Annotated in this window: 24 protein-coding genes and 1 other RNA gene; 17 read left to right on the forward strand and 8 right to left on the reverse strand. The window is 59.7% G+C overall.

Translation table 11 applies throughout. The features are described 5' to 3' along the window. Window positions 1-68: 68 nt before the first annotated feature. From ubiE to NLK58_RS10670, 9 genes are all read left to right on the forward strand, one after another. Window positions 69-860, forward strand: a complete 792-nt coding sequence (ubiE, locus tag NLK58_RS10630; RefSeq protein WP_117618521.1) for a bifunctional demethylmenaquinone methyltransferase/2-methoxy-6-polyprenyl-1,4-benzoquinol methylase UbiE — start codon at window positions 69-71, stop codon at window positions 858-860. After that, window positions 860-1501: an SCP2 domain-containing protein gene (locus tag NLK58_RS10635; RefSeq protein ID WP_117618522.1), complete on the forward strand. Its 642-nt coding sequence runs from the start codon at window positions 860-862 to the stop codon at window positions 1499-1501. Before ubiE ends, NLK58_RS10635 begins: the two co-directional genes overlap by 1 nt. Beyond that, window positions 1498-3141: a ubiquinone biosynthesis regulatory protein kinase UbiB gene (gene ubiB / locus NLK58_RS10640; protein ID WP_117618523.1), complete on the forward strand. Its 1644-nt coding sequence runs from the start codon at window positions 1498-1500 to the stop codon at window positions 3139-3141. The genes NLK58_RS10635 and ubiB overlap by 4 nt, the downstream gene beginning before the upstream one ends. 27 nt (window positions 3142-3168) lie before the next feature. Then, complete coding sequence (hisI, locus tag NLK58_RS10645; protein ID WP_341580736.1) at window positions 3169-3585, forward strand: phosphoribosyl-AMP cyclohydrolase; 417 nt, start codon at window positions 3169-3171, stop codon at window positions 3583-3585. Window positions 3586-3597: 12 nt separating this feature from the next. After that, entirely contained in the window at window positions 3598-3927 is a 330-nt protein-coding gene (locus tag NLK58_RS10650) for a phosphoribosyl-ATP diphosphatase (protein ID WP_117618525.1), read from the forward strand. An 89-nt stretch (window positions 3928-4016) separates the two neighbouring features. Beyond that, window positions 4017-4250 carry a twin-arginine translocase TatA/TatE family subunit gene (gene tatA, locus NLK58_RS10655; protein WP_117618526.1) on the forward strand — a complete coding sequence of 78 codons (234 nt, stop codon included), beginning with the start codon at window positions 4017-4019 and terminating at the stop codon, window positions 4248-4250. 11 nt (window positions 4251-4261) lie between these two features. Beyond that, window positions 4262-4651, forward strand: a complete 390-nt coding sequence (gene tatB / locus NLK58_RS10660; protein ID WP_117618527.1) for a Sec-independent protein translocase protein TatB — start codon at window positions 4262-4264, stop codon at window positions 4649-4651. Continuing rightward, window positions 4648-5433: a twin-arginine translocase subunit TatC gene (gene tatC / locus NLK58_RS10665; protein ID WP_117618528.1), complete on the forward strand. Its 786-nt coding sequence runs from the start codon at window positions 4648-4650 to the stop codon at window positions 5431-5433. Before tatB ends, tatC begins: the two co-directional genes overlap by 4 nt. Next, complete coding sequence (locus NLK58_RS10670; RefSeq protein WP_117618529.1) at window positions 5430-6149, forward strand: 16S rRNA (uracil(1498)-N(3))-methyltransferase; 720 nt, start codon at window positions 5430-5432, stop codon at window positions 6147-6149. The genes tatC and NLK58_RS10670 overlap by 4 nt, the downstream gene beginning before the upstream one ends. Before the next feature lie 6 nt (window positions 6150-6155). Here the strand turns inward: NLK58_RS10670 and NLK58_RS10675 are convergent, their stop codons facing one another. Genes NLK58_RS10675 through NLK58_RS10695 form a run of 5 tightly spaced genes read right to left on the reverse strand, consistent with a single transcriptional unit; the run spans window position 6156 to window position 11546 of the window. Beyond that, entirely contained in the window at window positions 6156-7070 is a 915-nt protein-coding gene (locus NLK58_RS10675) for a DUF808 domain-containing protein (protein ID WP_341580737.1), read from the reverse strand. 24 nt (window positions 7071-7094) lie between these two features. Then, the gene (locus tag NLK58_RS10680; RefSeq protein ID WP_341580738.1) at window positions 7095-8318 is read right to left on the reverse strand and encodes an FAD-dependent monooxygenase; all 1224 of its coding nucleotides are present in this window, start codon (window positions 8316-8318) and stop codon (window positions 7095-7097) included. Next, on the reverse strand, window positions 8311-9594 hold the full coding sequence (gene ubiH, locus NLK58_RS10685) for a 2-octaprenyl-6-methoxyphenyl hydroxylase (RefSeq protein WP_117618532.1): 1284 nt from the start codon (window positions 9592-9594) through the stop codon (window positions 8311-8313). The genes NLK58_RS10680 and ubiH overlap by 8 nt, the downstream gene beginning before the upstream one ends. Window positions 9595-9600: 6 nt before the next feature. After that, the gene (gene pepP / locus NLK58_RS10690; RefSeq protein WP_341580739.1) at window positions 9601-10920 is read right to left on the reverse strand and encodes a Xaa-Pro aminopeptidase; all 1320 of its coding nucleotides are present in this window, start codon (window positions 10918-10920) and stop codon (window positions 9601-9603) included. Window positions 10921-10946: 26 nt separating this feature from the next. Then, a complete protein-coding gene (locus NLK58_RS10695) occupies window positions 10947-11546 on the reverse strand; it encodes a UPF0149 family protein (protein ID WP_341580740.1) in 600 nt (199 codons plus the stop codon). 260 nt (window positions 11547-11806) lie between these two features. On the opposite strand from NLK58_RS10695, the gene NLK58_RS10700 reads away from it, so the two are divergent. The 4 genes from NLK58_RS10700 to NLK58_RS10715 all read left to right on the forward strand — a co-directional run bounded on the left by NLK58_RS10700 (window position 11807) and on the right by NLK58_RS10715 (window position 13194). Next, on the forward strand, window positions 11807-12013 hold the full coding sequence (locus tag NLK58_RS10700) for a TIGR02449 family protein (protein ID WP_117618535.1): 207 nt from the start codon (window positions 11807-11809) through the stop codon (window positions 12011-12013). After that, window positions 12013-12309 (forward strand): cell division protein ZapA, encoded by a 297-nt coding sequence (locus tag NLK58_RS10705; protein WP_117618536.1) that lies wholly within the window; start codon window positions 12013-12015, stop codon window positions 12307-12309. Before NLK58_RS10700 ends, NLK58_RS10705 begins: the two co-directional genes overlap by 1 nt. Before the next feature lie 63 nt (window positions 12310-12372). Then, window positions 12373-12554: non-coding RNA, 6S RNA (ssrS, locus tag NLK58_RS10710), on the forward strand. A 4-nt stretch (window positions 12555-12558) separates the two neighbouring features. After that, complete coding sequence (locus NLK58_RS10715) at window positions 12559-13194, forward strand: 5-formyltetrahydrofolate cyclo-ligase (protein ID WP_117618537.1); 636 nt, start codon at window positions 12559-12561, stop codon at window positions 13192-13194. Here the strand turns inward: NLK58_RS10715 and NLK58_RS10720 are convergent. Both NLK58_RS10720 and ilvA read right to left on the reverse strand, forming a co-directional pair. Continuing rightward, window positions 13176-13337, reverse strand: a complete 162-nt coding sequence (locus NLK58_RS10720; protein ID WP_162893715.1) for a hypothetical protein — start codon at window positions 13335-13337, stop codon at window positions 13176-13178. The two genes, NLK58_RS10715 and NLK58_RS10720, sit on opposite strands and share 19 nt — an antisense overlap. A gap of 269 nt (window positions 13338-13606) precedes the next feature. Continuing rightward, window positions 13607-15142, reverse strand: coding sequence for a threonine ammonia-lyase, biosynthetic (ilvA, locus tag NLK58_RS10725; RefSeq protein WP_117618538.1), 1536 nt, complete (start codon window positions 15140-15142; stop codon window positions 13607-13609). 151 nt (window positions 15143-15293) lie between these two features. On the opposite strand from ilvA, the gene rpiA reads away from it, so the two are divergent. The 3 genes from rpiA (at window position 15294) to ppa (ending at window position 18289) form a co-directional block, all read left to right on the forward strand. Beyond that, a complete protein-coding gene (gene rpiA / locus NLK58_RS10730) occupies window positions 15294-15974 on the forward strand; it encodes a ribose-5-phosphate isomerase RpiA (protein WP_117618539.1) in 681 nt (226 codons plus the stop codon). 145 nt (window positions 15975-16119) lie between these two features. Continuing rightward, window positions 16120-17259, forward strand: coding sequence for an acyl-CoA dehydrogenase family protein (locus tag NLK58_RS10735; RefSeq protein WP_117618540.1), 1140 nt, complete (start codon window positions 16120-16122; stop codon window positions 17257-17259). 502 nt (window positions 17260-17761) lie between these two features. Further along, the gene (gene ppa, locus NLK58_RS10740) at window positions 17762-18289 is read left to right on the forward strand and encodes an inorganic diphosphatase (RefSeq protein WP_117618542.1); all 528 of its coding nucleotides are present in this window, start codon (window positions 17762-17764) and stop codon (window positions 18287-18289) included. A 79-nt stretch (window positions 18290-18368) separates the two neighbouring features. Here ppa and NLK58_RS10745 read toward each other — a convergent pair whose 3' ends face one another. Next, window positions 18369-19421, reverse strand: coding sequence for a DUF2333 family protein (locus NLK58_RS10745; protein ID WP_117618543.1), 1053 nt, complete (start codon window positions 19419-19421; stop codon window positions 18369-18371). Window positions 19422-19781: 360 nt separating this feature from the next. On the opposite strand from NLK58_RS10745, the gene NLK58_RS10750 reads away from it, so the two are divergent. Beyond that, window positions 19782-21392, forward strand: coding sequence for a diguanylate cyclase (locus tag NLK58_RS10750; RefSeq protein ID WP_117618545.1), 1611 nt, complete (start codon window positions 19782-19784; stop codon window positions 21390-21392). The last annotated feature ends 55 nt before the right edge of the window (window positions 21393-21447 follow it).

Raw genomic sequence — 21447 nt, forward strand, 5'->3', positions numbered from 1 at the left:
CCGCCACCCTTGTAGCAACCCCGTCAACGGTTAGAATACGGGGTTCAGATTCTGACAGGACACCTCCCATGAGCGAGCAGCAAACGCCACCCCGCCAGGCCGGAAACAGCAACGGCCAGAACGACGTTACCCACTTCGGCTTCCGCAACGTGCCCAAGAGCCAGAAGGCGAGCCAGGTGGCAGAAGTATTCCACAGCGTGGCGGGCAAGTACGACCTCATGAACGATCTGATGTCCATGGGTATCCACCGTCTCTGGAAACGCTTCACCATTGAGCTTTCCGGCGTGCGACCGGGCCACCAGGTACTGGACATCGCCGGCGGCACCGGCGATCTGACCATGAAATTCTCGGATCTGGTGGGCCCCTCCGGGAAGGTTGTGCTGGCCGACATCAACGCCTCCATGCTGCAGGTCGGGCGTAGCCGGCTGACGGACCGGGGATACGCCGGCAACATCGAGTATGTCCAGGCGGATGCCGAGCACCTGCCGTTCCCGGACAACAACTTCAACGCGGTGTCCATCGCGTTCGGGCTGCGTAACGTCACCGACAAGGATCAGGCGCTTCGGGACATGACCCGGGCTCTCAAGCCGGGCGGCAAGCTGATGGTTCTGGAGTTTTCCAAGCCCACCAATCCGCTATTGAGCAAGGCTTACGATGCCTACTCGTTCTCCGCACTGCCGCTGATGGGCCAACTGATCGCCGGTGACAGCGAAAGCTACAAATACCTGGCGGAATCCATCCGCATGCATCCGGATCAGGAAACGCTGAAAGGCATGATGGAAAATGCCGGCCTGGTGAACTGCAAGTACTACAACATGACCGGCGGCATTGTCGCCCTGCATGTGGGAATCAAGCCCTGATGTTTCCCGGCCCCACCGTCCTTTCTGCCGTTACCGCCATTCTGGAAAGTGCCCTGAACCGGGCACTGGAGCTGGATCCGGCCGGACATCAGGCACTGATGGAGGCATTGGCAGGGCCGGTACAGCTCAACATCACCGATCCGATTACCTTCACTTATACCCTGGACCGGGCCGGTAAGCGGGTCCGGGTTGGCAGCCAGCCGGTGGAACAGCCGGCCCTGGAGATAACCGGCAAACCCATCGCCTTTGCCGCCCTGGCAACCGGCGACGACCGCGTCTTCGCCGATGGCCGCCTTCAGGTGACCGGCGACACCGCGCTGGCCCACCAGCTACAGCGCGCCCTGAACCAGCTTGAGCCGGATTGGGAAGCCGCCATGGCCCGCCACATCGGCGATGTCCCCGCCCATTTTCTCGGCCAGCGCATTCGCGGAGCCCTGCGCTGGAGCCGGCAGGCGTTTCATTCCCTCAATGCCAGCATCGAAGAATATGTGCACGAGGAAAGCCGCAGCCTGCCGGGGCGACGGGAACTGGAAGCCACGTTTGCGGATATCGATGAACTCAGCCTGCGCACGGAGCGGCTGGAGGCCCGGCTGACCCTGATTGAAAACCACGGCAAGACTGACGAACCGGAGAACCTGTGACCCGCCTGCAACGCCTGTTCCGAATTGCCTGGGTATTCTGCCGTTACCGGCTGGACACGTTCCTGCCCCTTTCCGAACTGCCGGCGCCTCTGAAGGTGTTTTTCCTGCTGGCTCCGTGGCACTTGTTCCCCCAACCCAAGCTTGATCGCGGCGACCGCCTGCGGCTGGCACTGGAGGAGCTGGGGCCGGTATTCGTCAAGTTTGGCCAGATACTCTCCACACGACGAGACCTGCTGCCGGATGACATGGCCGAGTCCCTGAAAACCCTCCAGGATCGGGTTCCGCCCTTTCCCAGTGACGTTGCCCGGGGCATCATCGAAACTTCCCTGGGCGCCCCGGTAGCAGACCTGTTTGCCGAATTCAGCCCGGATCCGATGGCCTCGGCCTCGGTCGCCCAGGTACACGCCGCGACGCTGCGCAACGGCCAGAAGGTCGTGGTCAAGGTATTGCGCCCCGGCATCGAAAAGGTCATCCGCCAGGACCTGGCCCTGATGTACCTGATGGCCGGGCTACTGGAAAAATACTGGTCCGAAGGCAAACGCCTGCACCCGGTGGAGGTGGTGGAAGACTACGACTCCACCATCCACGATGAGCTGGACCTGCAGCGGGAAGCCGCCAATGCCAGCCAGTTGCGTCGGAATTTCGAAAATTCCCCGCTTATTTACATCCCTTTCATTGACTGGGACTACACCCGTAAAACCGTGCTGGTGATGGAACGCGTTCACGGCATTCCCATCGCCGATACCGCCGCCCTCAAGGCGGCCGGTGCGGATATGAAAGTCCTGGCAGAGAGAGGGGTCGAGATCTTTTTTACCCAGGTGTTCCGGGACAGCTTTTTCCACGCCGACATGCACCCCGGCAACATCTTTGTGGATGTCTCCAATCCGGCCGACCCCCGCTATATTGCCATCGATTTCGGCATTGTCGGCACCCTGGCGCCGGATGACCAGAGCTACCTGGCCCGCAACCTGCTGGCCTTTTTCCGCCGGGACTACCGCCAGGTGGCGCAACTGCACATTCAGTCCGGCTGGGTACCACCGGACACCCGGGTTAACGAGTTCGAGGCTGCCATTCGTACCGTTTGCGAGCCCATCTTCGAGAAGCCCCTGAAAGACATTTCGTTCGGTCACTTCCTGCTGCGCCTGTTCCAGACCGCCAGGCGGTTCAACATGGAAGTGCAGCCCCAACTGGTACTGCTGCAGAAAACCCTGCTGAACGTCGAAGGCCTGGGCCGCCAGCTCTATCCGGAGCTGGACCTCTGGAGCACGGCCCAACCGTTCCTGGAAGCCTGGATGCGCAGGCGCATTGGCCCGTCCGGACTGATCAAGTCATTGCAATCACACTTGCCGTCCTGGCTCGAGCAGTCGCCGGAAATGCCTCAACTGGTACACGACGCGCTGCTGCAACTGCGACATGCCGGCCCCACAGAGCAGCAGAATCGGGCTACACTGGAACTGCTCCGGGAACAGCAGGTCCGTACCGAGCGGCGCTGGCGCAGAACCGCTGTGGCCGCATTACTGGTTGCCGGAGCACTGGCCGGCACCCAACCCGAGTCCCGGCAGTGGGTTGAAGCGCTGCCCGCCTGGGGTTGGGCACTGTTCGCCATTGCCGGCGGGCTGGTGCTCCGGGGCGGCCGATAACCGATAAAGATTTCAGGATTCACAAAAATGCAAGATTACTCCGATAACGTCGAGACCCCTGACTGGCTGGACACCGTCCGCTGGACACCGGACGGCCTGGTGCCGGCCATTGCCCAGGACGCCGAAACCGGCGACATCCTGATGATGGCCTGGATGAACCGGGAATCCCTCAGGCTGACCGCCGAGGAGGGCCATGCGATTTACTGGTCCCGTTCCCGGGGCCAACTCTGGCGTAAGGGCGAAACGTCCGGCCATGAACAGGTGATCCGGGACATCCGGCTGGACTGCGACGAGGATGTCATCCTGCTGAAAGTGGAACAAAAAGGTGGTATCGCCTGCCATACCGGAAGGCGAAGCTGCTTTTACCGGTCCCTGAAAGACGGTCAATGGGTCAGCGTTGACCCGGTGATCAAAGACCCGGACGCCATTTACGGCAGCAACTGAGGAGCACGGACAGTGAGTGATGTACTGGAAAACCTGGCCAGGGTTCTGGAAGCCCGAAAGGAAGCGGACCCGGAAACCTCCTACGTTGCCAGCCTCCATGCCAAGGGTCTGAACAAGATCCTGGAAAAGGTGGGAGAGGAGTGCACGGAAACCCTGTTGGCGGCCAAGGACGCAGAACACACCGGTGAAACCCGGGATGTGGTCTATGAAACCGCAGACCTGTGGTTCCATAGCCTGGTGATGCTGTCCGGCTTCGGACTCGGCCCAAAGGATATTCTGGACGAGCTGGCCAGCCGGTTCGACCTGTCAGGGCTCGAAGAAAAAGCGTCACGGAACAAGTGACCGGGAGTACCCCTAACGGGGATTTCCGCGAACCGGTTCTGGTAACGTACAATGTCACGGAACAGAAACATTAAAACGAGGACCCCGTAATGGGTATCAGCATCTGGCAATTACTTATCGTACTCGGCATTGTCATTCTGTTGTTCGGAACCAAGAAACTGCGCAACATCGGCAGCGACCTGGGTGGCGCCATTCGCGGCTTCAAGAAGTCCATGAGCGACGAGGACTCCAAGACCGAGAATCCGGACTCCCTGGAAGGCAAGACCGAAGAGCAGCCGCAACCGGCGGCTGAAGATAAGCCCCGGGACAAATCCCACAGCTGAGACCTGGCTGAATGTTCGATATCGGCTTTCTTGAGCTACTGGTCAGCGGCGTCATTGCGCTGTTGGTGCTTGGCCCCGAACGGCTGCCCTCAGCTGCCCGCGCTGCCGGGCGCTGGGTGGGTGGTGCCCGGCGCATGGTCAGCCAGTTCACCTCGGAACTGGACCGGCAGCTAAAAGCTGACGAACTCCGTGAAGAACTTCGCAAGGCGGGGGATGTTGGCCTGGACGACGTTCAGAAAACCGTGCGCGGCGCCCTGGATGAAGCCAAAAAATACGAGCACATGATCCTGCCCGGGAACGAAACCAAAACGCCCGGGAGCGCCGCCGCCGAAAACACCACCGATCAACCAGAAACCCCGCAAACAGAAACCCCGCAAAGTCCGCCGGATAAACGTTCATGAATGCAAAGCCAGACGGCAATCAGATGCCTCCGGAACACCAGGAAATGCCTCTGATTGAGCACTTGCTGGAACTTCGCAATCGCCTGCTGAAAATGGTTCTGGCGGTGGTTATCTGCTTTGCAGCGATCTACCCGTTCGCCAACGAACTGTATCTGTGGTTGTCCGAACCCATCCGTTCGCTGCTGCCGGTCGGCCAGACCATGATCGCAACCGACGTCACCTCGCCCTTCTTCGCGCCCCTGAAGCTGGCGCTTGTACTGTCGGTGTTTGCCGCCATCCCCATTATTCTCTACCAGCTCTGGAGCTTTGTAGCCCCGGGGCTTTATGCCCATGAGAAGCGGCTGGCCTTTCCGCTGCTGTTTACCTCGGTGCTGTTGTTTTACCTGGGTGCCGCTTTCGCCTATTACGTGGTGTTCCCCCTGGTGTTCGGTTTCTTCACCGCCATCGGCCCGGAAGGCATTGTTGAACTGCCCGACATCAGCAGCTACCTGAATTTTGTCCTGAAAATGTTCTTCGCCTTCGGTGTGGCCTTCGAGATTCCCATCGCCACCGTCCTGCTGATTCTGACCGGGGCCACCACACCGGCGGACTTGGCGGCCAAACGCCCCTATGTCGTGGTCGGCTGCTTCATCATCGGCATGCTGCTGACCCCGCCGGATATCATCTCCCAGACTCTGCTGGCCGTGCCCATGTGGATCCTGTTCGAGATCGGGATCCTGTTCGGCCGGTTGGCAAAACGGGAAATGGCGGAACCGGATACCGACGAGCCTGCCAGCGAATGAACCTGGCGTTACTGTTCGACGAAGACTTCGTCGGCCCTGACCGGGTGATCCTGCGAGGACGCCGCCTCGCCCATTTGCAGTCCGTTATCAAGGTGGCTGCCGGTGACTCGGTGCCCGTTGGCCGGGCTGATGGCAACATGGGGACCGGCGAGGTTCTGAGACTCACGGATACCGAAACAGAACTCCGGGTGACACTGGATCATACGCCGCCCGCTCCCCTTCCTCTCACGCTGATCCTGGCCATGCCCCGGCCAAAGATGTTCCGGCGGATCCTGCAAACCTGCGCCACCCTGGGCGTAAAGGACATCTGGCTGATCAACAGCTATAAAGTGGAAAAAAGTTTCTGGCAAACCCCATGGCTGTCTGAAGCACAGGTGAGGGAAAACCTCACCCTGGGGCTGGAACAGGCAAAAGACACCCGCATGCCCCGGGTGCAGATCCGCAAGCTGTTCAAGCCCTTCGTGGAAGATGAATTGCCGGCTCTGCTGGAAGGCAGGCAGGCTCTGGTGGCTCACCCCGGAACCAGCACGCCCTGTCCGGTTCACCTGAACCAGCCAACTGCCCTGTGCGTTGGCCCGGAGGGTGGCTTTACCACTTATGAAGTCGGCAGACTGGAAGAGGCCGGGTGCCAGGGCATCCATCTTGGCCCCCGGATTCTGCGCGTGGAAACCGCTGTAACGGTTCTGGTCAGCCGACTGTTTGACGCCTGCAGGTGAGGCCGGTCAGGCTGACCGTGCCTGCCACCACCGGGCCAGCGGAGTAATCAGCGCCACCAGAACCGCCCCGGCCAGAACACCGAACAGGCCGTTGGCAGCGGTGGGAATCAGTGCCCCGGCCATGCCGCCAAAACCCTCGGCAAAGCGATGAATGGCATCGTAAACCGGCGAAAAGCCATGGATGAGAATACCGCCGCCGACCAGGAACATGGCCAGAGTGCCGAGCACCGACAGCGTTTTCATCAGATACGGCGCCAGCCACAGTATCCCCTCACCCAGCCGCTGTAAGATCGGGTTGCCTGTCTGGCTGAGGTACAGTCCTCCGTCGTCCAGCTTGACGATACCTGCCACCAGGCCATAAACGGCGACGGTGATCATGATGGCGACCACCGCCAGAACCATGAACTGCATACCAATAGTCTGGGTGGTTACGGTGCCCAAAGTGATGGCAATAATCTCGGCGGAGAGAATGAAATCGGTCCGGATGGCGCCCTTGATTTTGTCCTTCTCGACCGCGCGAAGGTCCGCCTCAGGGCTCTTCAGGGCCTCATGCAGTTCCTTCTTGCGCTTCTGATCCTCCTCCCGGTGCAGGAACTTGTGCACCAGTTTCTCGAAGCCCTCAAAACACAGGAACGCACCCCCAAGCATCAGCAGGGGCGTGACCAGCCAGGGCATGAAGAAGCTGATCGCCAGGGCCGCCGGCACCAGTATCGCCTTGTTGATCATCGAGCCCCAGGCCACGGCCCACACCACCGGCAGTTCCCGGGCCGGTTTTACCCCAGTCACCTGCTGGGCGTTGAGTGCCAGATCGTCACCCAGAACACCCGCCGTTTTTTTCGTTGCGGCTTTGGTCATCAGGGCAACATCGTCCAGCACGGAGGCGATGTCATCGATCAGTACGAGTAAACTGCTTCCTGCCATTAAACATTCCTTTGTTGATGCGTTTCAGGCATTTAGGCCCATGGCCTCGGCGGCAATCCGGTTCTTGACCGGCCCCAACTGATTGAGCCAGCGCATGCCGGTGTTCCGTAACCAGCGCACCGGCAGTTCGTCGCGACCAAACAGCAGCCTGAATACTTCCATCGTGGCCATCATGGTGAGATTTTCACCTTTCCGGCGGCGCTGATAGCGCTCCAGAACCAGCTCGTTGGCCGGGTTCAGACCGGCCTTCCGGGCCCGTGACAGCTCGTCCAGCAGGGCGCGGACATCACCATAACCCAGGTTGGCACCCTGCCCGGCCAGCGGGTGAATGGTGTGGGCGGCGTCCCCCACCAGGGCGAAACCGGGGGCAATGTAGTTCTTGGCGTGGCGCTGGCGAAGCGGAAAGGCAAACCGGCGGGAAACCGCTTCAACCGCCCCCAGCTCCCGCTCAATGGCCCGCTCAAGCTCAGCCGTGAAATCAGCGTCGCCAAGCGCCATCAGCCGACGGGCCTCCTCGGTGTCCTGGGACCAGACAATGGAACAGAAATGCTCATCTCCGGATTCGGTCAGCAGGGGCAGGAACGCCAGTGGCCCGGTCAGTGAAAACCGCTGCCAGGCAGTAAACCGGTGGCTCTGGCTGGTGCGCACCGTGCATACAATAGCCTGCTGATCGTAGTCCCATTCCCGGGTTGGCAGGCCCAGCCACTGACGCAAGCGGGAGTTGGCGCCGTCGCAGCCCACCACCAGATGGGCAGCCAGCGCACGGCCATCCTCCAGTTCAACCGTCAAGTCGTCGGACCCACGCCGGCAGCCGGTCATGATCGCGCCTTCAATCAGCTCAACCGGGCTTTCTTCCAGGGCTTCGAACAGAGCCCGCACAATGCTCCGGTTCTCGATGATAGTTCCCAGGGCCCGAGCCTGGAGTTCCGCCGCCTCGAACTCTATACGCCCGGTTCCATCACCATCCCAGACGGTCATGCTCTGGTATGGGCAATGGCGGCCGGCGGTAATGCCGGACCACACCCCGAGTTGCTCCAGCAGTTGCTGGCTGGCAACCGAAATGGCACTGACCCGGGGCTCAAAATCCGCCACGGTTTCGGCCGGACCAGGCGCCTGAACCAGTGTTTTATGCTCAGCCCCCTCAACCAGGCCCACATGCCAGCCCTGGCGGGACAGGCCCAGGGCCAGGGCCGAACCGATCATGCCACCACCGGCCACCAGGATATCGAAGGTTGTTGAGTCACTCATGGCGCGTCCCGCCCCTGTTTAACCTGCCCGGACGGCTTATCACCGCCCGGCGTCCGCCCAGCCCCATGGCCTTGCGGGCAAACCAGCGTTTTGCTCCAGGCAGAAGATCAAGACCCACCAGCCCCGCATCCCGGGCGGCGGTGATCGGTGGCATCGACTGCCCAAACACCCGCACCAGTGAATCCGAGAACCGGACCGTCTGCTGCCAGTCCTGCCGATGCCGCGCCTGATACCGCCTGAGCACATCCAGGTCGCCAATGGATTTGCCCTGCTCTGTCGCCAGCCGGAACTGCTCTACCAACGTCATCAAGCCCCGCAGGGCGAGATTGAAGCCTTGCCCCGCCACCGGATGAAGCGCGTGGGCCGCATTGCCCACCAGAGCAACCCCGGGGCGGACGGGTTCGTCCACCGTGGTCAGCGTCAGCGGGTAATGATGGCAGCTGCCGATTCGGGTAAACCGCCCCAGGCGCCAGCCGAACCGTTCCTGCAGCCGCCGGCATTTGTCGGTATCCGGCAGCTCCAGAACCTCGGCCAGGGCCTCGTCGTTCAGAGTCCATACCAGCGCAGACTGATGGCCGGCGCAGGATGGGGAACCGTGGGGCAACAGCGCCATGGGGCCCGCATCGGTGAATCGCTCAAAGGCAGTAAAGCCATGATTATCACTGGTGGAGATGTTGGCGATCAGGGCATTCTGGCCATAACTGTGGTGACTGGGCTGGAAGCCGAGTTTCTCCCGCAATCCGGAGCGTCCGCCATCCGCCACCACCAGGCAGCGGGCAGTCAGCTCACGGGTGCCGTTGTCATCAGAGGTCAGTTGCACCCGAACGCCCTCGGGCATTGGCGTCATATCCGTGACTTCCGCCGGCGCCTGCCACTGAACATTGGTTTCCAGCAGCTCCCGCATCAGGCAAAGGCCCATCCAGCGGTTATCGGCGACGTAACCCAGGGCTTCCTGCCCGTGCTCGGAGGCGTGCAACCGGGTCGCCCCGAAATGGCCCCGGTCAGACACATGAATGTGGTGGATCGGCGTCGCATGTTCTGCCAGCCGGTGCCAGAGCCCAAGCTCCTCGAAGATCAGCCGGGAGCCCCAGGCCAGTGCCGTGGAACGGGCGTCGTAACTGGGCTGGTAACTCTCGGGCAGGGCATCAGGCGAGAGCGGGAACGCCTCCACCACGGTCACCCGCAGCGAGGGCACCATCCGGGCCACCGCCAGAGCGAGCGTTGCCCCGGCAAGGCCACCGCCGGCAATGATCAGATCGGTATCGGGCTTGGTCACAGGTTGTCAGTCCGCCATCAGGGCTTCAATGTCGGCGATGGTTTTGGGAGCCGCATCGGTCAGAACCCGGCAACCGCCCTTGGTCACCACCACGTCGTCTTCAATACGGATGCCAATGCCCCGCCACTTCTCATCCACATTGGTATTGTCCGGCGCGATGTAGAGCCCTGGCTCAACCGTCAGCACCATCCCGGGCTCCAGCTGGCGCCAGGCATCGCCCACCTTGTAATCCCCCACATCATGCACATCCATTCCCAGCCAGTGGCCGGTGCGGTGCATGAAGAAGGGCTTATAGGCTTCGTTGGCGATGGCGTCTTCCACCGTGCCGGACAACAGGCCCAGATCGATCAGGCCCCGGGTCAGCACCTCCAGCGCCGCCTCATGGGGCCGGTTCCAGTGGTTTTCCGGAGAAACCGCCTCAATGGCCTGGTACTGCGCCGCCAGGACCACCTCATACAAGGCACGCTGCTCGGTGCTGAATTTGCCGCTGACCGGGAAGGTCCGGGTAATGTCCGAGGCGTAGCACTGGTACTCGCAGCCGGCATCAATCAACACCAGGTCGCCTTCTTTCAGCGGCGCGCTGTTCTCGATGTAGTGGAGGATGCAGCCGTTGGCTCCGCCGCCGACAATCGAAGGGTAAGCCGTTGATCGGGCACCGTGTTCCATGAAGGTGTGGATCAGTTCGGCTTCCAGGTTGTATTCGAAGCCGCCTTTTCGGGCCCGCTTCATGGCCCGGCAATGAGCCTCGGCGCTGATCTCGCCGGCCTTGGCCATGACCTTGATTTCATTGGCGCTTTTGAAAAGCCGCAGGTCGTGAAGCAGATGCTCCAGAGCCACAAACTCACCGGGCGGGTGGGCACCACTGCGGACCTTGCTGCGAATCACCTTCACCCAGTCCATCACCCGGGCGTCGAAATGATCGTCCCTGCCCAGCGGGTAGTAGACCCGGCTGCGACCTTCGATCATGCCCGGCAGGATGTCATCAATGTCGGAGACCGGAAACGCATCGTCCAGGCCATAACGCTCAATGGCCCCCTCCGGGCCCACCAGAAAACCGTCCCAAAGCTCTTTTTCCGGATGCCGCTCCTTGCAGAACAGGACCGACTCGCCATGTTCCCGCCCCGGGATCAGGGCCAGTACCGCCTCTGGCTCACCAAAACCGGACAGGTAATGAAAATCGCTGTCCTGGCGAAACGGGTGCAGCACGTCCCGGTTGCGAACACGCTCCGGCGCCGCCGGAATAATGGCAATGCTGTCCGGCGCCATCCGCTCCATCAGCTTGCGACGGCGCTCGGCAAACTCCTTCAGAGGTATCATGGAGGTCATACACTCTCCTGCAGTCGTTGGCCTGCTCAGTGCAGGGTCGGCGATTCAGACGCCGGCTTTTCCGGGGCATTGAACTCGGTAAACACCGCCAGCGCCCCCAGCCGGATGTATTCGGTAATCTCCAGTAGCTGTTGCTCGCTTTCATCGTCCGCTTCCTCGTCGTCGGAAAGCTGGCTGATTGCTACCATATCCTCAATCAGCTCGCGAATCTCGTCCGGAGCCTGCCCCAAAGCCTCCCCGGCAGCCAGCGCCATTCCTTCCAGAAATCCCCGCACCCAGGCGACCAGGGCCTCAAGGCGCTGCTCAATGGCGTAATCATCGTCAGGCAATAGAGGATGGAAACTCATGTCGGCCGATTTCAAGAGCCCCAGAGCCTGATCGTAGGCCTTATTCATGAACGGGGCGAGGTCGCCGGACTCCTCGGCAGCGCTCTCGGGCAACCCCATGTGCTCGCACACCATCGCCAACCAGTCCAGTTCTTCAATACGGGATCCGGCAGCCAGCCGCCCACACAGGGCTCCATGCAATTCGGAGGGATGGCTGAACGCCTTGTGGGCGGTAAAGACATTGGCCCAGCGCTCAAATTCAGCGGCGCGGGCAGCACCGGAAGTGTCGGATTCTGACATGAAACAGGCGGATCCTGTGTTGTTGAATGAAGTGCCTATCCTAGCATTCAGGGGATGCCAAGGCACTTCCCGTCGGATGGCCCGATGATACCCCACTGGAGAACACGCCTGAACCCGACAGCAGACGCCCGGATTCGCAGAGGCGGCTGATCAGTGATCTGCATCACGCAGGGGCTGCAATGACAAGCCTGTAAATTGACCGACTTACCATCCACACTTATAGTTGGCTTTAATAACCTCAAACCACTGCTGGGCACCTCATGGAACAGTCCGAAGTACAGGCATTAGCGGACAAGCTGGACAGGCTGATAGAGCACTGCCAGAAACTGGAGCGGGACAACGCCACACTGCGGGTGCTGCAGGATGACTGGAACCGGGAACGGGTCCAGCTGATGCAGAAGAACGATCACGCGAAGCACAAGATCGAAGCCATGATCGGCCGCCTTCGGGCACTGGAGCATCACTGATGGCACGGCAATCCACCACCGTTGAGGTGAAGATCCTCGACAAGGAATATCTGGTCGCCTGTCCTGAGGAAGAACAGGACGCACTGATCAGGGCCGCAAGGCACCTGGATAGCAAAATGCGGGAAATCCGCGCAGGCGGCAAAGTATTCGGCACCGAGCGCATTGCTGTCATGGCTGCCCTGAACATGACCCATGAATTGCTTGAACGCGACACCATGTCCGACGCCACCAGCACACTGCTCAGGGCCATGGACAACAAACTCGACGGTGCCCTCGGTGACGGCTCGGGCCATTAAAATCCGCACAGAATGCATGACAGGTGTTGCAATCGGCCCCGACCCTGCCCGTATAATGGGATCAACTTCCTGGGCTGTTCGCTATGGTCGGATACGTCCTCGAGCCGATGCGCATTACCCAGGTGGCTACTTCAGGGCATTGTGAGCACGTCCCCGTCAGGGGAAAGCCTAATATGTCACAGCGGCCACCGACCTTGAACTCTGGGTTCAAGGGCAACATCCGATAACGGCAGCCCGGGAAGCTTTATTTTGAGCCAGTTTATCGCCCCCCAACCGTTTGAATACCATCCGGACACCCTTTCGCGCAGTGACCTTCGCAAACGCCTTCGGCAGCACCGGCGCGCGCTTAGTTTCGAGCAGCAGCAACAAGCCGCCGAGTACCTGGCCCTGAACCTGCTGAAGAATCCCGACCTGCACCGCGCCCGCCACATTGCCATCTATCTGCCCAACGACGGCGAGATTGACCCGCATGTCTACCTGGACATTGCCCTGCGCAAGGGCATCCGCTTCTATCTGCCCGTACTGCACCCGATTCACGAAGGCAGACTGGTGTTCAGTCCCTATTACGACGGCGTGGAGCTGACCGCCAACCGTTTCGGCATTCCCGAACCGGCGTTCAGCAAAGGCCTTCGGCGCCCGGCATGGGCACTGGATGCGGTGCTGTTTCCGTTAGTGGGTTTTGATGAGAACGGCGGAAGGCTGGGAATGGGCGGGGGATTCTACGACAGGACGTTTGCCTTCAGCCGGATACGACCACGACTGGCCCCAAAACTGATCGGTCTGGCCCATGATTTTCAGAAAGTAGAAAAGCTGCCAGTAGAACCCTGGGACGTGCCCCTGCACAGCGTGGTTACCGATAAACGGCGTTACCGATTCACCGGCTGACTAATGACCTGAACAGAGCCTACAAGGCTGTTGGCCCTGCCATTTTTGTCTTCTGAGGTGTGGATGGATGTGAAACCGGTTATCACAAGGCCGATGGCAAAAATCAGCACAATGGCTTTGATGATGTCAGGCTTGCCGCCCATGGCTTCAGTTCCTCAAAATGCAGTTTTGAAAGTGTCGGGAAATCAGTGAGCTATTCTTGACTTCAAGAATCAGAAGAAAGACTAACACCTATCTGCACTTTTACAATTTTTGACAGATTAAAATTAGGTAAGCTTTGTGCACGGCGGCCGGCCAGGGTCTGGTAGGGCTTTCCAAAACACGCTGTAAATACGTCCCTGTACGCTTGGCTCCGCCATCCATGGCTCCGCACAGTTTTGGAAAGCCCTACCAGCCCCTGACCTACTCTACGTTAGCTCGATCGTGCATTTCCTTGCCCAAGAAACAGCTGGTAAGCCTCATTGTCCGTCATGTTTTCATAGCGGAAGCCGACCTTGTCCAGCATTTTCTCGAAATCCTGCACTTCGTCATCTTCCACCTGAGCCCCCAACAGAACACGGCTGTAGGCTGCGCCATGGTTTCGGTAGTGGAACATGGAGATGTTCCAGCGGGTGCCCAGTGACATCAGGAACTTCAGCAAAGCGCCGGGGCGCTCCGGAAACTCGAACTGGAAAACCTTTTCGTTGGTAATGGTCGGCGCGTGGCCGCCCACCATATGGCGAATGTGCTGCTTGGCCAGGTCGCTGTCGGTCAGGTCGACCACGGAATAGCCATTCTCCCGCAGGTCCTGAACCAGGTCTTCACGGCCGTGGCCACCCGCTGCGATCTGGATGCCCACGAAAATCGTGGCATTGGTGGCGTCGGCATACCGATAGTTGAACTCGGTGATGCTGCGTTTGTGCAGGGCATTGATAAAGGTCTTGAACGCCCCCGGCTTTTCCGGAATGGTCACGGCCAGGATGGCCTCGCGCTTCTCACCGACTTCCGTGCGCTCGGAAATGTAGCGCAGGCGATCAAAGTTCATGTTGGCACCGCTCAGGGTGGCAATCAGGTTTTCGTCCTCAATCTGCTCCCGCTCGATGTACTTCTTGATCCCGGCCACGCCCAGCGCACCGGCCGGTTCGGCAATAGAACGGGTATCCTCAAACACATCCTTGATGGCGGCACAGATTTCGTCGGTGGATACGGTGATCACCTCGTCCACGTGGTCCTTGCAGATCTCCCATGGGTACTTGCCGATCTGCTTGACCGCCACGCCGTCGGCGAAAATACCGACTTCGTCCAGCACCACCCGCTTGCCCGCCTTCATGGCCGCCTGCAAACAGTTGGAATCCTCCGGCTCGACGCCAATTACTTTGACCTCGGGACGCAGATATTTGATGTACGCCGCCATGCCGGCAATCAGTCCGCCACCGCCAACACAGATGAAAATGGCATGGATCGGCTTGCTGAACTGCCACATGATTTCCATGGCCACCGTGCCCTGGCCGGCGATCACATCCGGATCGTCATAGGGCGGGATGTAGGTGTAGCCGTGTTTCTGGACCAGTTCCTGGGCATGGGCAGCGGCTTCATCAAAGGCATCGCCCTTCAGTACCACCCTGGCACCGTGGTCCCGCACTGAGCGCACCTTGATCTCAGGCGTGGTCTGGGGCATCACAATCACAGCCTTGATGCCAAGCTTTTTCGCCGCCAGAGCCACACCCTGCGCATGATTGCCAGCCGAGGCACAGATCACGCCCCTGGCCTTCTGCTCTTCGGAAAGCTGGGCAATCCGGTTATAGGCGCCGCGAATCTTGAAGGAGAACACCGGCTGAAGATCTTCACGCTTGAGCAGAATATTATTGCCAAAACGCTTGGACAGACTACGGGCTTCAGTGAGGGGTGTTTCAATGGCCACGTCATAGACGCGCGCATCGAGAATCTTCTTGATGTAGCGTTGCGGCATAGCAATTCCGGCTTTTGGTTGGTTTGCGGTTGATGGTCGGCTGGGAAAAACCCACAGTGTAGAAAGTTTGCACGCCAGCCGTCTATAAGCAGAGCGCTCTTAAGCGCTATAATGCGTGCAAATCCCATCTGATTTGCAGCCGGAGCCTCCCATGACCCAGGACGAACTGAAAAAAGCCGTCGCCAAAGCCGCCCTTGATTACATCGCCCCTCGTCTGGATAGCGACAGCATCATCGGCGTTGGCACCGGGAGCACCGCCAACTTCTTTATCGACCTGTTGGCCGAGCTGAAAACTGAATTTGACGGTGCCGTCGCCAGCTCCGAAGTCACCGCCGAGCGCCTGAAAAGCCATGGCATTCCGGTCTATGACCTCAACAGTGCCGGCGAACTGGAGTTTTATGTTGACGGTGCTGACGAAACCAACGAGCGCCTGGAGCTGATCAAGGGTGGCGGTGCCGCCCTGACCCGGGAGAAGATCGTGGCGGCGGTCGCCAAAACCTTCATCTGCATCGCAGACGACTCCAAGATGGTCGGTATTCTGGGCAAATTCCCGCTGCCGGTGGAAGTCATCCCCATGGCCCGCAGCCATGTTGGCCGGGAGATCGTCAGACTCGGGGGCGATCCGGTTTACCGGGAAGGCGTAGTGACCGATAACGGCAACATCATCATCGATGTTCACAACATGGACATTTCCCGCCCGATCCAGATCGAGGAAAAGCTCAACAACATCGTGGGCGTGGTCACCAACGGCCTGTTTGCCCGCCGCCCGGCTGATTTGTTGCTGCTTGGCACCAAAGACGGGGTGAAGAGCATTCCCCGCAAGGGCGCCTGAGCCTCCCCTACCTGGATTACGCAACAGAGCTGGCCTTTCGGGCCAGCTTTTTTATTGCCCCACGGAAGGCAAACCAAGCGCTTGCTTGGGTTCAGGAATTACGCGACACTGCTTGCCATTGATTCCGATCAGGGGGGACTCGACCATGTCCGATTACTTCAACGAAACTCACGAACAGGTGCGCCAGACTGCCCGCAAGTTCATCGATACCCATGTGCTGCCCCATATCGATGACTGGGAAGAAGCCGGCGAATTCCCGCGAGCGCTCTACAAAAAAGCCGGCGATGCGGGCCTGCTGGGCATCGGCTTCCCGGAAGCCCTGGGCGGCATCGGCGAAGGGGACATCTTTCTGAAGGTGGCCGTGTCCGAAGAACTCATGCGCTCCACCTCTGGCGGACTCGTTGCCGGCCTCGGCTCCCTGGATATCGGCCTGCCCCCGGTCGCCAAGTGGGCAAAGAAAGAGGTCCGCGAGCAGATTGTTCCGCCGGTACTCCGGGGCGAGAAAATCTCTGCCCTCGCCGTTACCGAACCCGGTGGCGGTTCGGATGTGGCCAGCCTCAAAACCAGGGCCGTTCGCAGTGGTGACCACTACATGGTCAACGGCAGCAAAACCTTCATCACCAGCGGCATGCGCGCCGACCATTACACCGTCGCCGTCCGCACCGGGGGCGAGGGCCACGGTGGCATCAGCCTGCTGCTCATTGACCGGGACATGCCCGGGTTCTCCACCGGCAGGAAGCTGCGGAAAATGGGCTGGTGGGCCAGCGACACCGCCGAACTCTTTTTTGAAGACTGCCGTGTCCCCGTCGACCGACTGATCGGCGCCGAAAACGCCGGTTTCATCGCCATCATGAGCAACTTCCTGGCCGAGCGCCTGAGTCTGTCCATCATGGCCTACATGACCGCCCAACTCGCCTATGAGGCAGCCCTGGAATACGCCCAGCAGAGGCTGGCTTTTGGCCGCAGCATCGCCGGCTTCCAGGTAACCCGCCACAAACTTGTGGACATGGCCACCCAGATTGACGTGGCCCGGGAATACACCTACCGCTGCGCTGCCCTGATGCAGGCCGGCAAGAACCCCATCAAGCAGGTAGCCATGGCCAAGAACTTCTCCGTGGACGTCTGCGAAAAGGTCACCCGGGAAGCCGTGCAACTGTTCGGCGGCATGGGCTACATGCGGGAAACCGTCGTCGAGCGCCTTTACCGGGACGCCAAAATTCTTTCTATCGGCGGCGGCACGACCGAAATCATGAAGGAACTGATTGCCAAGCAGCTCCGGCTCTAGGTTTCGTGGTGTGGAGGCGCATTTGAACCTTGTAGCCCGAGACTTTCGAGGAAGGGGTGTGTCAGGGGCCTCTCCCAAAACACGCTCCTTGCGGCACATCCCTGTGACGCTTGGGCTCCGCCATCCATGGCTCCGCACAGTTTTGGGAGAGGCCCCTGACACACCCCTACGGGATTCAGAGCATGCTTATCCCACAATTCGCATGCGTCGATTCCCGGCCTATCACCAAAGTTCGGGCGGCTATCTGCCAGGACCTTCCGAAAACGTGGAGCGCCAAGGATGGCGCGACCGAGCCCTACAGGGACGTATTTACGGGCGTTTTTCGGAAGGTCCTGGCAGATAGCCGCATGCACAAATGCCAGATACCCAGACAGGAGCCGCTTCAAAGTCCGGCCCGACCAAGGTTTAGTTTCGAACTGCAGGAGACTCCCGTATAATTGCGTCCACTTTTTAACCGCAGTTAGCAGTTAAACGTACCTTAACGTACCAGGAAGGATCGCACATGCAATTCGACAACATCCCCTCAGGTAAGAACCCGCCTGAAGACATCTACGTTGCTATCGAAATCCCGGCCAACAGCTCACCGGTCAAGTACGAACTGGACAAAGACATGGGCGCCCTGCTGGTCGACCGCTTCATGGCTACCCCGATGTTCTACCCGGCCAACTACGGTTTCATCCCGCACACCCTGGCCGACGACGGCGACCCCCTGGACGTGTTGGTAGTAACCCCCTACCCGGTTCAGGCAGGCTCCGTGATCCGTTGCCGCCCGGTTGGCGTGCTGAACATGGAAGACGAAGCCGGTGGTGATGCTAAGCTGGTTGCCGTGCCCCACGACAAACTGACCACCACCTACCATAACGTTCGGGAAATCACCGATCTGCCCGAGCTGCTGCGCGATCAGATCAAGCACTTCTTCGAGAACTACAAGACACTTGAGCCGGGCAAGTGGGTCAAGGTTCAGGGCTGGGACAACGCCGAAGCTGCCAAAAAAGCCATCGTGGATTCCGTGAACGCCTACAAGGGCTGATCCGGTAATTCCAGGGCACAAAAAACCGGGACGCGATGCCCGGTTTTTTTATGCTTGCCCACCCGGGACAGGTCATCAATCACCCCCGGGAAAGCAGATCTCGCATATCACTGATTGCCGCGCTGGCCCGGGAGAGATAGGCGGCCATGGTCAGTGAGTGATTGGCGAGTACGCCAAAACCGCTGCCGTTCAGTACCACCGGGCTCCACATTGGCCCCTGGGCACCCTCCAGCTCAATGATCACCTGTTTCATACTGGACATGGCATTTTTGTCCTGCAGCACCTTCCGGAAGTCCACCTCAATGGCACGGAAGATATGCAACAGGGCCCAGGAACTTCCCCGGGCTTCGTAGAGAACATCATCAATCTGGGTCCAGGGCGTCTTCACATCAATGCCCACTGCCTCTTCCTGCAGTGGGTTATCCATATCCATATTGGCCACTGCATCAGATACCGAGGCCTTGCCGACACTCTCGCCCAGTGTTCTTGAGAGGCTGCCGATTCTGGTTTCAAGGTCCGCCAGCCAGTTTGCCAGATTGTCCGCCCGAGCGTAGAACTGGGCATTGGCCTGCTCCGGACTCGACAGCCGGTTGAGGTAACGCTTCAGGGCTGCGATACCGCGACGGTATTCCGCTTCGGTAGACGGGATGGCCCAGCTTCCGCTGTCAAAATGAAACTGCGGCTCGGCAATGATCAGGTCCGGATCCTCTGCGGACTGGCTCTGGGATCGGGCGATATCGCGGCGCATGGCCCGGGACAGGTCCCGGAGCTGCACCAGCACGCCGAACTCCCAACTGGGCATGTTATCCAGCCAAACGCCAGGCGGGAATATATCGTTGGAGATATAGCCGCCGGGCTTTTCAAGCAGGGTTTCTGCGATCCGGATCATGGTCACCGTGGTCGCGAAACCCGTCACCGGTTCACGCTCCATGGAATTGGCTACAGAGCGGGTATATTCACGAACTGAAAACGCGTCGGGCTCGCTGCTCCAGTACATGCCGAGGACGACCGACACCAGGAGGTACACCACCAGCAAAGCCAGAATGAGTTTGCCAATAACACCGCTGCCCCCGGCATAATCCTGAACATCGTCTTTCCTGCCCCTGAAGTACTGTCTGATTTTGCCTGGCATATGACTTTTAATCCCCTGTCTGTTGATTGTCAGCGGCAAACGGCCGGCCAGGATGGTAACCCATGGCTCCGTCGATACCCAGCGTACAGAGTACCGAGTATTCCGCCGCAGTTTCCACTCCTGTGGGAGCATGGCCCGGCCGGCGATCTGCCCATCCCGGTGATTCGGATAATGAATCGACAGATACCGCCCGCTGGCCAGGTGATTGTGACCTGCACCGCAGAGTTGACAAACATTTACAGTGCGCAACCTACGCCGACAACATTAAACACTATAGACTCTGCAAAAGGACTAAGGTTGAAAAATTGTCCGCACCGGGGAAGGACGACCAATAACGAAAAAGAGACAGGCCGGAGCAGCATGAACGACGAAAGCCAGAAAGAAAAACTCAGGCAGCATTTCGCACGCCGTGTAACAACCCAGGCCCGGGTTGTTCTGGATACCTGGCAAAAGATTCACGAAGACGGTGAGAAGGCCGCGGCTCATCGCGGGGAGTTCGCCGCCGCCACGGACAAACTGGTCCGTTACGCACAACGTTTCGAAATGGTCAGCCACGCCGAAGCGGGCCAGACCATCCTTGAGCTGATCAACCACTGGGAGGCCGGTTCAGCGCTGGACGAGACTCTGGAACGGAAACTCCAGGATGCCATCGAAGCCCTCTCCCAAAGCACGCTGCGCCGGACGGACCGCAACAATCCCGAAGTGCCTCACCAGTTCCGTCGCACTCCGGTTTACATTGCCCTGACCCACCAGGAGATGGCAGCCCGCCTCATCCGTCAGCTGGAGTTTTTCGGCTTCCGGGCCTCAGCCTTTGCCAGTCCCGAAGATCTGACCGAAGCCTGCGCACTGCACAAGCCGGAAACCATTCTGGTGGATGTTAACTTTGGCGGCACGCCCAATGCGGGCATCGCCACCATTGAACATCTGCAGGAACGTCACGACACGCCCATCCCGATCATCTTCGTGAGCGACGAGGACGGTTCCATCGAGACCCGGCTGCAGGCTTCCCGCTGTGGCGGCGAGGAATTCTTCTATCCGGCGGTTGATCCCGGCCAACTGATCGAGAAGATCGAAACCTACACCCATGGCAATACAGTGGAGCCCTATAAGGTACTGGTACTGGACGACTCCCGGGCCCAGGCCAAATACATGGAGACGGTGCTGAAAAAAGCGGGCATGACCGCCCACATCATCACCGACCCGATGCAGATTATTCATGGCCTGGAGGAATTTTCTCCGGAGATCATCATCCTGGATATGTACATGCCAGGCTGCACCGGCATGGAAATCGCCCGGGTAATCCGCCAGCAGGACCGCTTTCACAGCGTACCCATCATTTACCTGTCGGCGGAAGAAGATGTCAGCAAGCAGCTCCACGCAATGAGCCTGGGCGGTGACGACTTCCTCACCAAACCGATCGATCCCAAACACCTGATTGCGACCATTCATAACCGCGGGCGGCGCGCGCGTTCACTGCTGGCGCTGATGATCCGCGACAGCCTGACCGGGCTGTTCAACCACACTCACACCCTGCACCTGCTGGACCAGGAAATTGTCAGGGCGCGGCAGAAAGGCCAGCCTCTGTGCTTTGCGATGATCGACATCGACTATTTCAAGAAGGTGAACGACACCTTTGGCCACCCGATTGGAGACCGCGTGCTGCGGAGCCTGTCGATGTTCCTCAAGCAGCGCCTGCGCAAAACCGATCACATTGGCCGCTATGGCGGTGAGGAATTTGCCATCATCCTGCCCAACACCCGCCCAAGCGATGCGCGGAACGTGCTCAACGAAATTCGCGAACGCTTCTCGGAACTGCAGCGGCCAGCGGGGGACAGGGAGTTCAATGTTACCTTCAGTTGTGGCATCGCGGACTGGAATGAAGATACCTCCCAGGCCCTGTGCGAGCGCGCGGACCGGGCGCTCTACACCTCCAAGGAACATGGCCGCAACTGCGTTACCCTGGCGGATTGACCATCCAGCCCCGCCCCTGCCCCGCCGGGCAAGCTTCAGCCCTTGCCCGGCGCCT

It is taken from the genome of Marinobacter metalliresistant (assembly GCF_038098645.1).
Taxonomy (GTDB): Bacteria; Pseudomonadota; Gammaproteobacteria; order Pseudomonadales; family Oleiphilaceae; genus Marinobacter; species Marinobacter metalliresistant.